The sequence below is a fragment of the Vibrio sp. R78045 genome, assembly GCF_042466085.1.
Classification (GTDB): Bacteria; Pseudomonadota; Gammaproteobacteria; order Enterobacterales; family Vibrionaceae; genus Vibrio; species Vibrio cyclitrophicus.
This window is the reverse complement of sequence record NZ_JAXHBS010000013.1, coordinates 681,767-693,949: the sequence shown is the minus strand read 5'-3', so window position 1 is coordinate 693,949 and position 12,183 is coordinate 681,767. Positions and strand designations below refer to the sequence as shown.

Sequence of the window (12,183 nt, the reverse complement as noted above, 5' to 3'; positions counted from 1 at the left end):
AAATAATTTTAAACATTAAATAAAAAATGCAAATTGATATTCAAAGTCGTGATGTATTCTATGTTTCTGATGGAACGGCCATAACATGTGAGACTTTAGGGCATGTTGTTCTAGGTCAATTCCCATTCAAAGCCAATGAAAAAACCTTTCCGTTTGTGGAAAGTGAGGACAAACTTTCTGATTTATTAAAAGAGATTGATATTTCGTATCGTGATACCGGGTTAGAGCCGTTAGTGTTCTTTTCTATTGTGATCCCAGATATCAAAGCGAAATTACTTACAGCGCAAGCTCACTGTTATGACGTATTGGAAAGTATTGTTCAAAAGGTTCAGGATGATATTCAAATGGCACCGGTTCCTAAATTACAGCGCTCACGCAGTGTAAATAAGGATTCGGTTAAGTATTTCGACCGTATTGCAGCAATTGAATATACGCTCGCGCATGATGACGGCATTACTTTAAAAGGCCTGGAAGAGGCGGACATCATCTTACTGGGTGTTTCTCGAAGCGGTAAGACACCGACAAGCTTATACATGGCAATGCAATTTGGTTTACGCGTTGCGAACTACCCATTTATCCATGACGATTTAGCGCGTTTGAAGCTTTTGCCAGAGTTTGAGATTTACCGACATAAGCTGTTTGGTTTGACCATAGATGCAGAACGATTGACTGAAATCCGTGAGAACCGATTGGCAGGCAGTGAGTATGCCAGTGATTCGCAATGTTTGTATGAGTTACAGACTGTAGAGGCGATGTTCCGCCGAGAAGCGATACCTTATATCAACACTTCTTCGCTATCAGTTGAAGAAATTTCTACACGGATCTTGGAGCGTACAGGGTTGAGAAGACGCTTGCTCTAATTAGGGGTATAGGGTGTTTAAAAAGAGAAGTTCATCGGTGATCTTCTCTTTTTGTTTTTAACGAGTTAACGAAGCAGCGAAAGCTTAAGTGTTTGGCTCTGGTGTTCTAACCAACGCTCAAGTGCTGGTGGCCACGTGATGCTTGGCTCAACGCAGAAACCGCGCAACATAGAAAAATACACAGCTTGGTCAATAAGCGGCAGCGACGACTGACCATTTTCTAGGTTCAGTAAAAGCTCAGTATCTTTTAATAACGGGTTAATCTGATCAACAAACTGTGGTGTTTGCTCAATCAGCTTATCGAAGTTGAGTTCTTCGGTTTCTTTGGCTGCACGCCATGCTTCTTTGCTTGCTGGTGATTGGTATTCGGCAAGGTCCAGTTTCCACCAACGTGGCAAACCAATACGCTGACTCAACGGGAATGCGCGGCTTTGAAACAGAATCACCTGCTCTGAAGGTTCTCGCTGTTCATCGCTTGATTTCAAATTCATAAAGTAAGCGATGATATCTAAGCTCTCCGCCATGATAGAACCGTCATCTTTTTGTAAGACCGGTACCATTTTTTTACCGATCAAATCGATAAGGGTTTGAGCATCGTCATAATCCACAGAGACAAGCTCGATGTTCAATTCTAGAGATTGAGCGATGTAGGCAACTCTTGCACAGAAAGGGCAGTGGTCGTAAATGTAAAGCTTCATAGCTTCCCTTAGTTCATAGTCAATACAAGTATCAGATGACGCTAATGTAACAGAAGTCTAGGCGGACAATAAGTGTTTGGTTTAAATTGCTACCGTCTAACTGTATGGCCCAAGTTTAGCCTGAGGCTTCTACTCTATGTATAAGATAATCAGTAGATTGAGGGAATTGCAGGCATAAAAAAGGCTCTGATTGTCCACTCTAATGCAGAAGAGTGAAGTCAACCAAAGCCTCAATATTGTTATCTTTAGAAGAGTGACTACTAAAGGAACACAGCAATCAAACTATGCTTTTTTAAGATCTTGCATTGGGTAAGTAAGCGGCAGTGCGCTTTCTACAGTTTTAACGTGAACGTAGTAACCACCAGCACTTAGGCCTGTAACTACCATCTCACCAAGCTCAACACCTTTTGTTGCAACAACACGATCATCAACTGAAAACACTTTACACACCTTCAATAAATTAAATTAATACGATAGATATCGAACGCGGATTTAAACAGATGGTACGTTAATCGACTAATCCGGTTATTTGTCGTAAAGATTAAATTTGATTATGTATAAATTAAGATATCTTAAAAATCATATTGTTAACTGACTAAGCGAGTTTATTTGTCCGCAGGATAAACGACACCAACTTGCTGACGCATCTCTGTAATTAACTTAGCAACTGTTAAAGCGCGTTTTTCCGCTTCAGCTTGTGTTGTTTTATCCCCACCGATACAGTTTGCAAAAGCTTGCGCTTCGTAACTCATTGAGTTCTCGCTCTGTGTTTGAGTGAGATTTTCAATGCGGCCATCTCGGTATCGGATCTTAACATCGGTACATTCGGCGATGTGATCGATGATGATCGCGCCGCACTCACCTTGGATCTCACTTGGTGCGTAAGAGTCACTGACTTTGGAGTGCGCAAGGGTTACGTCAAACTCTGGGTATTGGAAGACCGCACAGCCATGCGCATCAACGCCAGAATCAAGCAGTTTTGCTGAAGCATGTGCACTTTCTGGCTTGCCAAACAGAGCAACTGTTGCGGCTACGCAGTAAAAGCCGATATCGACCAAAGAGCCGTTAGAGAAGGCTGGATTGAAGGTATTAGGATTATCTCCGTTTAGATATTTCTGATAACGCGATGAATATTGGCAGTAATTGATGTGTGCCTTATGTACCTTGCCGATTTTTTCTAATCCGAGTTGCACTTGTTTAAAGTTTGGCAGAAATTGAGATTTATATGCTTCAAAAAGCACCACACCGTTTTGCTCTGCGACTTCAAACATTTGAGTTGCTTCATCGATATTGGATGCGACAGGCTTTTCACATATGACATGCTTGCCATGTTTCATCATTAAGATGGATTGTGTGCAGTGCAATGAATTTGGTGAAGCAATGTAGACCGCTTCGATAGTGCTATCACTCGCCAAAGCATCAAGCGAGTCGTAGGTTGTATTAACATTGAACTCTTGAGCGAATTGAGAGGCGCTCTCTATGTTTCTTGAATAAACTGCAGCAAGTTTCATCGATTGAGTTTCGTGGGCAGCTTGAACAAACTTCTGAGTGATCCAATTGGTTCCAATTACAGCAAACTTAATCATATAGGTATCCAGTCGTTAGTGTATTGATTCTGCAGAGATAGTAGCATTCCACGTCATCGAATGTGTCTGAGAATTGAGGAACAATTAGTTCCCAAATGTTGCCTTATATCAAAAATACGGAATCATGGGACACGTTGGGATTCAGTTACAACGGTGCATAACGAAGGCATTTTTGCTAAAGTATTATGGAATTTAAATAAGGTAATGATATGCAAGTTCGGACAGCCAAGGTAACTGATATTCGCTCGATCTTAGAGCTTTCTGACCAGATAAATCGCCAACATCATCATGGCGCTCCAATGGTGTTTGCTCCCGCGTCTCAATCTTTTTCAGATAGTGAAGAGTACTGGTTGGGGCTGATGCTCGATCCCATTGGTGCTTTCTTAGTCGCTGTTAAGGGTGGTCAAGTTATCGGATTTTTGGCTGGGAAAGTTACGCAGAATCGCGGGGTGAGTTTTATCCAACCTCACAAGATCGCGAGAGTGAATACGATTGTAGTTAACGATGAAGTTCAGAGCCAAGGTGTTGGTAAGTCATTAATGAAGTCATTTAATCAGTGGGCTCAAGCGAGAGGAGCCATTGAACTCCGTTTGGAAGTGATGGAATTCAACCAACAAGCTCAGAGTTTTTATGAATCCTTGGGTATGGAGACGCAATCACGAACCATGTCTATGCGATTTGAGGAGATTTAAGCGTGCGTCTGTTTGCTCCTTTATTCGCTTATTTAGTTGTGTCGATGCAGATTGTTTATGCTGAAACATCTCCAATCGTGGATGTCCCCGTCTATGGTAACAAGTTAGTCGTAGAAAAAATCGTTTCAGATGCAACAGCTATTGAAACTATTGTGTTTGAGTCCGCACCTTCTCAATCTAGTCGCACTCCAACGTCATCAGTATCAGTGCCTCCAAAGCCTATCCTTAACCAAGACTCGCATAAAAATGGCGTTATTCAAAATACTAATAGCGAGCAGTTCGCCCAACTATCTCAAGGGACATCCCGCCGAATTTACACAAAACAAAATACCGATTCTTCAATCGATCCGTTGTTACAAGTTGTGACTTTGGTGAAGGTTGATAAATCTAAACGTCGAATGTATCTGCTGAAAGGGAATGAGGTCATTCAGGAGTTTCGAATAGCGTTGGGCAAGGAACCAAAAGGGCATAAACGTTTTGAAGGGGATAACCGCACGCCAGAAGGTCAGTATCAACTGGATTACATCATGGAAGACTCTGATTTCTATCGTTCGGTGCACATTAATTACCCGCGTTCTTCCGATAAGCAATGGGCCAAAAAAAACAAGGTCGACCCAGGTGGCAATATCAAAGTCCACGGTATTAAAAATGGTGAATGGCGTTCACCTAGTTTTATCCAAAGCTTCGATTGGACTGATGGCTGTATTGCATTGACCAATCAAGATATGGATCAGTTTATCGAATTAGTTGGAATGGGTACCCCTATCCATATTGAATGGTAGGATATCGGCACCCAATTTCCCTGAACAACTCTCAAAAACAATTGCCGAAATCAGCGCTAGAGCCAGTTACAGTAAGACTCGACCTGCACTGAAGATAGCAATTACAATGAGCAGTGCAATAGTGACGGGCTTGAATTTCTCTCCGCCAAATCTCTCAAACAACTTAGAACCCACATAGCCACCCAACATACTGCTTGGTAAAAGAACTGCGGTATGCCAGATCACATCTCGGTTTACTAAGCCTGCTATCGAAGCAGAAACAAATGCACTCGAATCGGCCAAAACAAAGAAAGCGATTAAACCCGCTCTTGCAATGTGAGGCTCTACTGGGCTAGCTAATGCATGTGTGCCAACAGGAGGCCCTGACATTGATGCTGCACCATTCATTACGCCAGCAAGGCTTCCCAGAAGATAAGGAGCAAATCTAGGCTCACTTTGATACTGGAACCCTTTGTAGATCATAAGTGCAGAGGCGAAGATAAATGCACTTATGATCAAGATTATCGCATCTTGGTTCACGGATTTGAGCAGGATTAAGCCGACAGGGGTGAAGGCTAAGCAAGGAATAAACACCTTCGAAACCCAGCGCCAATTTACGTGATGTTTAACCTTCGGTAATAATTGGATATTGCCTAACAGGTCGATCAGCATGAAAACGGGAACGAGTTCGATAACAGGCACGAATAACGCACTTAATGGCAATGCCACTAGGGTGAAACCGAAACCTGAGAAGCCACGAACTATGGCAGCGAAAATGAAGATTGCACCCAAAATTGGGAAAGTTGGACTAAAAATGAGATCCATAAATGAAGTAACCAATGAAGCTGCTTAAGAAAAGCGAGCTAATGAAACCAAGTGAGTAGCGGAATGTACTCCTACTCACTTGTGTTTACTACTTAATTTGCAGGTTTCTCGGGGTTAATTTTAAAGACGTTAAAGGTTATTTTCTGGTATTTACCAGGTCAATTTATAGCGCTGAATTTATCTGGAAAATCAGTGAATACCGCGTCCACTTTTGAAAGGAATTTGAAGCGAGAGGGGTCATTCACGGTATAGCACCATGTTTGAATTTTTGCTTCGTTAAGCGTATCAAGATCGCTCTGATTCACGTGTTCATAATTCATATGGCAGCTGAACGCTTTGACCTTATCAATGAGCATCAGATCGGCTTGAGTCAGTTGTTCGGTAATCACGCCAACGCGGTATCTCGGTAAATGGTGAGCGATTTCAACGATCACTTGATGGCTGAAGCTAGATAATAAAATCTTATCTGTATCCAGATTTGAACGGATCAATTCTGAGTGCAACAGATCAACCACATGCGGGGCTTGATGTCTGCTATCGACCTTGATCTCTAGGTTAACGCTAAGACCGTGTTGTTCAACTAGGCCAAGTAGCTCTAAGAGCGTCAGTATTTTTTCTCCAGAGAACTCTTCAGATTTCCAGTTTCCGAAATCAAGTTGGCGCAGCTCTGCGAGCGTGTGCTCATCGACACGCCCTTTACCATCACTACAACGTTCTAGTGTGTGATCGTGACAAACCACAAGTTGATCATCCTGTGTAGGTTGAATATCAACTTCCACCCATTTCAAACCGAGTTTTGCGGCTTGTTCAATGCTTGCTTTGGTATTTTCTGGGTGAGTACCTGCTACACCTCGATGACCTACGATGATAGACGACATAATTAATCCTTCTTAAAGACGCACCGTAAAAACGCATTAATTATCAGTGTACTCGATTAAGCTAGAGCCGTCGTTAAGCTTGTCGTATCTTCGTGTGACTCCTGTGATGTGAAGTTATTTGGGTGAATGCGTTTGCCATGATTGTCAAAAATATGCAGGTTGGATTTATCGATGCTTAGTCCGAGAGGGACGGCTTGGCACAGCGCCGTTTCGGGTGTCACAGCGATAAAGGGTTGTTCGTTCACAAGGCCATGAACCAATTGATTTGGCCCTAAAGGCTCAACCACGCTGATGCGTAATTCAAGCGGCAGCGCGTTCATGACTAAATCGGCACAAACCTCAGAGTGTTCTGGCCGAATACCAAGTGTGATGGATGTGTTTTTTACGTGGGCGTATTCGGGCAAGTACATTTGCTGGTCGCCAATTTCAAGGTAGCCGTCGTCGAGTGTTGCTGGTAAGAAATTCATCGCAGGGCTGCCAATGAAGCTTGCCACAAAGGTACTGGCTGGCTGGTGGTAGACCTCTCTTGGTGTACCGACTTGCTCTATTTGACCGTTGTTGAGTACCACAATTCTGTCAGCTAGTGTCATGGCTTCAACTTGATCATGAGTGACGTAAACACTGGTCACGCCAAGCTCGCGTTGCAGCTTTTTGATTTCTAACCTCATGTGAGCACGCAGTGAGGCATCTAGGTTAGATAAAGGTTCATCAAACAAGAACAGTTGAGGGTCGCGTACGATCGCTCGTCCCATGGCAACACGTTGACGTTGACCGCCTGACAATTTAGCGGGTTTGCGATTGAGATATTCTTCGATTTTGAGTGTCTTGGCGACTTTCTCAATTTTCTCTTCAATTGTGTGTTGGCTGACACCTCGGTTTTTTAACCCATAAGCCAGATTTTTATACACTGTCATGTGTGGGTAGAGCGCATAATTCTGAAAAACCATTGCGATATCGCGCTTTGCTGGCTTCTCGGTATCGACTCGACGACCGGCTAAGTGAATCTCACCGCCAGAGATGCTTTCTAACCCAGCAATGGAGCGCAAAATAGAAGATTTACCACAGCCTGAAGGGCCAACTAACACGAGAAATTCACCTTTTTCGATATCAAGAGATACTCCTTTAACGGCACGGTGACCATTTTCGTAAGTCTTGACCAAGTTCTTGATACTCAACATGATTGGTGTCTTACGCGTCTGTCCGTTGTTTGTTTGGTGGTGACCAAGTATTTGATGACGAGTCGTCATTTGCGAGTCCTCTGTATTTTTGTGGATAGTTTGTTGAGAAGCTTTGTACTCATCTAGCGATTGAATATGGTTATCTTTCATTTGAGTTGTGTCGTTATTATTTTTCACTTTCTACTAGCCCTTTTACAAACCAACGCTGAAATACAACCACCACTAAAACGGGCGGTAACATGGCTAAAATGACCATGGCGAAAACATAGTCGTAGCGTGGTAAACTGGTTTCATTGATGTTGTTGAGTACTTGTTTGATACCCATCACGATGGTGTTGTAGCCTTCGTCGGTGGTCATCATGATTGGCCACAGATATTGGTTCCAACCCACCACAAACATGATGATGAAGATTGCGGCGATCATGGTTTTAGACAGTGGCAGTAAGATGTCGATCAAAAACCTAAATGGACCTGCGTTATCTAATTGTGCGGCTTCTAGCAATTCGTCGGGGATGGTTTTGAAGAACTGCCTAAAAAAGAACGTCGCGGTGGCTGACGCGATCAAAGGCAGAATTAAACCTGTGTAGCTATTAAGAAGCCCGAGCCCTGCAACAACTTCATAGGAAGGGATAATACGAACCTCTAATGGCAGTAACAGCGTCACGAAGATCAGCCAAAACCACGCCGTGGCGTAAGGGAGTCTAAAGTAGACCAAAGCAAACGCGGCCATCATCGAAATTAAGATCTTACCGATCGCAAAACCGAGCCCCATGATCATCGAGTTGGCGATCATTTTACTGGCGGTGACTTCGCCACTAAAGCCCATACTCTTGTTCCAAGCTTCGCTATAAATGGCGGTAAAGTTATCGCCTGGGAGCCATTGCAGGCCATCGCTGACAATGGTGTTTGGGTTATGCGTCGAACTGGCGAAGATTAGCCAGATAGGGACCAACATAAACAGCATCCCAGCAATTAAAATTAGGTGGTCAGAGACCTTATTACTTTTCATAAATAACTCCTGTCGCGTAATTCATTGCACGCTTGGCTTTCACTGGTGGTTGCTCTCTATTGCCGATAAGTAGCGCGATTGAAGGGTTAATAGTGAACACGCTTTTCTACAACGCGGAACTGGATAAAAGTCAGAGTGAGTACCAGTACTAAAAGCACTACAGATTGCGCTGAACTACCGCCCAAATCGGCACCAACAAAGCCGTCTCGATACACCTTGTAAACTAACGAAGTTGTACCGCCACCAGGACCGCCATTGGTCATGGTGTCGATCACGCCAAAGGTTTCAAAGAAGGAGTAGGTGAGGTTGATGACCAACAGAAAGAAGCCAGTAGGGGCCAGTAGTGGGAAAGTGATGGTCCAGAAACGTTTCGAGTCACTGGTACAATCCAGCATCGCTGCTTCTTTTACCGCGTAAGAGATCGATTGAAGTCCCGCCAGAAAGTAGATGAAATTCACCGAAACCTGTTTCCAAACCGACACTAAAATCAGAGCAAACGTGGCATCTATAGGATCGGTCTGAAAGCTAAAGTCCCAACCAATAACTGCAAATAACTCGGTAAACACGCCAATGTGTGGGTTAAACAAGAAAGCACCGATTACGCCTGCGATCGCAGGAGCAACGGCGTACACCCAAGTGAGAGTGACCTTGTAAGCCCCTTGTCCGTGAATGATATTGTCGGCTTTTGCGGCGAGCAGCAAAGCCAAGGCAAGCGATAGGAAAGAAACCACAATCGCGAACATCAGGGTAAAGCCAATTGAGCTGAGATACTCGCTCGATTCGAATAGCATTTGATAGTTTTCGAACCAAACGAATAGAGAAGATGTGCCCCAAGGATCTTCCAGCATAAAGGAGAGATAAACTGCCTTTGCCGCTGGGTAGATAAAGAAAACCGCAATGATGAGTATCTGAGGTGCTAAAAATAGGTAAGGCAGCGGAGAGTGAAAGAATTGTTGACGTCGTTCCACAGGGTAATCCCAAAAAGTTATTAAAAGTTGACCACTAGCTAGTGACAGTTATCACTAGCGCGATATCAAGGAATGCATCCAGTTGAGTTATCGTTGTTGGAGCAAGAAATGGCGCTAATGAATAATCTCCTCGCGCCTCGTCATGACTCTATTTATTCGAGGGTGCTGACAAGACGTGAGGAGTAATTTACTGCTTTGGTTAGTTAAGCTTCTAAACAGAAACTTCTGAGTTAATAAAGCAGCTTTAGCTAACGAGCCGACCTAATTCATCGTGCGAGCGAAGCGTTTTAGTAGCTTGCTGCTTTCATCTTCGACTTTGTCTAGGCTGTACTCAACGCTAGAGCGGTCAGCGAAGATATTGTCGAACTCACGGTGCATCACTTCACGGATCTGCGGGTAATAACCTAAGCGGTAGCCCTTAGTCCATTCGCCCGATTTAAGGCTTAGCTGCTTAACACCCACTTCTGCGTCTGGTTGTTCTTTGTAGTAACCAGACTCTTTCGCTAGTTCATATGCAGCGGTTGTTACAGGTACATAGCCCGTGGTTTTGTGCCAGTAAACCTGTGTTTCAGGCTTAGTCAGGTAGTCAAAGAATGCAGCCACACCTTTGTCTTGTTGTTGGTCATGACCATTGAGTGCAAACAGAGCGGCACCACCAATGAAGGTTAAGCCAGCATCCGGGTTAACCGATTTCCAGTATGGAAGGTAAGTTGTGCCTAACTCGAAAGGTACGCGGTTACGTAAACCACCGAATGAACCTGAAGAGCCCATCCACATTGCCACTTCTTGGCGCTCGAAAGGCGTTTGGTTTGCATCCCAATCGCTGCCGTAATACTTGTAATAACCTAGATCTGACCACTCTTTCATCTTGCTAACGTGCATCATCATGTCTTTGGTGTTGAACATGATCTTAGTGGATAGGCCGTCGTAGCCGTTGTTCTGGTCAGAGACTGGCAGGTTATGGCGAGACTTGAAGTTCTCGAACATGATCCATGGCGTTAGAGATTGAGAAAACGCGATGTGTCCGTCTTCCTTCAGCTTTTTAGCAACAACTTCTAGTTCTTCATAAGTTTTAGGTGCCTCTGCACCTACTTCCGCAAGAAGGTCTTTGTTGTAGTAAAGAACTGGGGTCGAACTGTTGAAAGGCATACCAATCATCTTGCCTTGGCTGTCTGCATAGAAGTTACGAACGCCCGCTAGGTAGTCGTTCGAATTAAAGTTGTAGCCAGACTCAACCAGAATATCTTGTACGGGTTTGGCGACACCTTTAGCGTTCATGATGGTTGCAGCACCGGCATCGAATACTTGTAGAATGTTAGGAGCTTCGCCTGCTCGATATGCCGCGATACCCGCTGTTAAGGTCTCTGTGTATGAACCTTTATAGATTGGCGTGATCTTGTAATCATCTTGTGACGCATTAAAGTCAGTCGCAATCTTATTGACGGTTTCTCCAAGTTGGCCGCCCATTGCGTGCCACCAAGTGACTTGAGTCGTTGCGAACGCTGGCATTGCCGCTGTTGCGGAAAGAACGCCTGCCAAAATTAGCTTATTCATCTTCTTTTCCTTTTGGATGAAATCGATGTAGAGGTATTGAATTAGAGTATTAACGAGACGGTAGGGGTGTCGTTTGAAGCTATCTTGAACAGGCCATATTTCACTTACGTGGCTAAACCGTTTCAGTGATATGAAAGATTCGTTTCGATTTTATTTAAGAGTAAAGTTATTGATGGTTTTGATGTTGAACATGTTCGGTTTTTAAGACGTTTTATTGAACAACTGTTGTTCAATAAAAAAGCCTCTCGATGGAGAGGCTTAGAAGAAGGTTCGATGTGGATACAGTTTTAGTGCGCGATGTCCAATTGGTTGTCTTTCACACCGTTAATACGGAACCAACCGGCAATACTGAATCGCTCTGTGTTTGTCGGCAGTACCTCGTGTGGGAACTGTTCAGACAAGAACACAAATAAGCGGCCTGACTTTGGTGGAATGGTCGCGATGTGGTTGTCTTTTAGATCGTAAACCACGAGCTCACCAGCGTCTTCTTCTGTCCACTCATCATTCATGTAGAACACAGTAGTCAGGCGGCGGTTTTCATTGCCCTTGAAACAATCTAAGTGCTTCTGGTAGAAGTCGCCTTTTTCGTATTTAGCAAAGTGCGCTTCGTACTCGAACAGACCCAAAAAGAACGCTTGGTTTGCCGCTAAACGAATTTGTTCCATCTTGTCTAAAAACAGAGATGCTGGCTGACCCATATCACGGCGTACCCACTGAATTTTGTCACTACGAATCGTTGCTTCTCGTGCTACATCATCGTTACGGCCGATCCTAGCCTTTTTCCAGTTCTCTGGAATGCAATCCCTCAATGCCACCACTTCTTCGTGAGTTAAGAAGTCGTCCCAAACGAAATAACCTTGGGTAGAAAGAGCATCGATTAATTGGTTCATGTATAGCACTCAGACAATAAATTAGAGGCGCATATATAGTCCTAATAACTCAGGTCAACAAATCACATGTTTTGTCGTCACGATAAATGGTGCTGAGCGCTTAAAGCGTAAGGCTTGTTGAGCAAGGTTTTCGGTAATGTGAGCATTCAATAATGCTGAAAAATATCGGATGAAATTGATGTTCATCTTTGGAATTTTTTCCCATTCTTCTGAGTTGAATTGGATTTGAGTAACATTGGTTTTGAGTAATTGAGTAATTGAGTAATTGAGTAATTGAATGGATA

13 protein-coding genes are annotated in these 12,183 nt (G+C 43.7%); 3 read left to right on the top strand and 10 right to left on the bottom strand.

Annotated features, from left to right (window positions below):
* The first annotated feature begins 26 nt into the window (after positions 1 to 26).
* The gene (locus SJY39_RS13700; RefSeq protein WP_010428412.1) at positions 27 to 860 is read left to right on the top strand and encodes a pyruvate, water dikinase regulatory protein; all 834 of its coding nucleotides are present in this window, start codon (positions 27 to 29) and stop codon (positions 858 to 860) included.
* A 65-nt stretch (positions 861 to 925) separates the two neighbouring features.
* Here SJY39_RS13700 and grxB read toward each other — a convergent pair whose 3' ends face one another.
* From grxB to SJY39_RS13685, 3 genes are all read right to left on the bottom strand, one after another.
* The gene (gene grxB / locus SJY39_RS13695) at positions 926 to 1,558 is read right to left on the bottom strand and encodes a glutaredoxin 2 (RefSeq protein ID WP_010428415.1); all 633 of its coding nucleotides are present in this window, start codon (positions 1,556 to 1,558) and stop codon (positions 926 to 928) included.
* A gap of 282 nt (positions 1,559 to 1,840) precedes the next feature.
* Positions 1,841 to 1,999, bottom strand: a complete 159-nt coding sequence (locus tag SJY39_RS13690; protein WP_010428418.1) for a hypothetical protein — start codon at positions 1,997 to 1,999, stop codon at positions 1,841 to 1,843.
* 164 nt (positions 2,000 to 2,163) lie between these two features.
* A complete protein-coding gene (locus tag SJY39_RS13685; RefSeq protein WP_010428421.1) occupies positions 2,164 to 3,144 on the bottom strand; it encodes a Gfo/Idh/MocA family protein in 981 nt (326 codons plus the stop codon).
* Between the two features lie 209 nt (positions 3,145 to 3,353).
* Here SJY39_RS13685 and SJY39_RS13680 point away from each other — a divergent pair, with 209 nt between their 5' ends.
* Positions 3,354 to 3,836 carry a GNAT family N-acetyltransferase gene (locus SJY39_RS13680; protein WP_010428424.1) on the top strand — a complete coding sequence of 161 codons (483 nt, stop codon included), beginning with the start codon at positions 3,354 to 3,356 and terminating at the stop codon, positions 3,834 to 3,836.
* 2 nt (positions 3,837 to 3,838) lie between these two features.
* Positions 3,839 to 4,618 (top strand): murein L,D-transpeptidase family protein, encoded by a 780-nt coding sequence (locus SJY39_RS13675; protein WP_010428428.1) that lies wholly within the window; start codon positions 3,839 to 3,841, stop codon positions 4,616 to 4,618.
* A 66-nt stretch (positions 4,619 to 4,684) separates the two neighbouring features.
* On the opposite strand, the gene SJY39_RS13670 is transcribed toward SJY39_RS13675, so the two are convergent.
* The 7 genes from SJY39_RS13670 to SJY39_RS13640 form a co-directional block, all read right to left on the bottom strand.
* A complete protein-coding gene (locus SJY39_RS13670; RefSeq protein WP_010428431.1) occupies positions 4,685 to 5,422 on the bottom strand; it encodes a sulfite exporter TauE/SafE family protein in 738 nt (245 codons plus the stop codon).
* A gap of 158 nt (positions 5,423 to 5,580) precedes the next feature.
* Positions 5,581 to 6,300, bottom strand: coding sequence for a glycerophosphodiester phosphodiesterase family protein (locus SJY39_RS13665; protein ID WP_010428434.1), 720 nt, complete (start codon positions 6,298 to 6,300; stop codon positions 5,581 to 5,583).
* Between the two features lie 56 nt (positions 6,301 to 6,356).
* The gene (gene ugpC / locus SJY39_RS13660) at positions 6,357 to 7,655 is read right to left on the bottom strand and encodes a sn-glycerol-3-phosphate ABC transporter ATP-binding protein UgpC (protein WP_010428437.1); all 1,299 of its coding nucleotides are present in this window, start codon (positions 7,653 to 7,655) and stop codon (positions 6,357 to 6,359) included.
* Positions 7,645 to 8,487 (bottom strand): sn-glycerol-3-phosphate ABC transporter permease UgpE, encoded by an 843-nt coding sequence (gene ugpE / locus SJY39_RS13655; RefSeq protein ID WP_010428440.1) that lies wholly within the window; start codon positions 8,485 to 8,487, stop codon positions 7,645 to 7,647. The genes ugpC and ugpE overlap by 11 nt, the downstream gene beginning before the upstream one ends.
* An 86-nt stretch (positions 8,488 to 8,573) precedes the next feature.
* Positions 8,574 to 9,455: an ABC transporter permease subunit gene (locus SJY39_RS13650; RefSeq protein ID WP_010428443.1), complete on the bottom strand. Its 882-nt coding sequence runs from the start codon at positions 9,453 to 9,455 to the stop codon at positions 8,574 to 8,576.
* A gap of 261 nt (positions 9,456 to 9,716) precedes the next feature.
* The gene (locus tag SJY39_RS13645) at positions 9,717 to 11,009 is read right to left on the bottom strand and encodes an extracellular solute-binding protein (protein WP_372264141.1); all 1,293 of its coding nucleotides are present in this window, start codon (positions 11,007 to 11,009) and stop codon (positions 9,717 to 9,719) included.
* A 287-nt stretch (positions 11,010 to 11,296) separates the two neighbouring features.
* The gene (locus SJY39_RS13640; RefSeq protein ID WP_016788870.1) at positions 11,297 to 11,899 is read right to left on the bottom strand and encodes a 2OG-Fe(II) oxygenase; all 603 of its coding nucleotides are present in this window, start codon (positions 11,897 to 11,899) and stop codon (positions 11,297 to 11,299) included.
* Between the last annotated feature and the right edge of the window lie 284 nt (positions 11,900 to 12,183).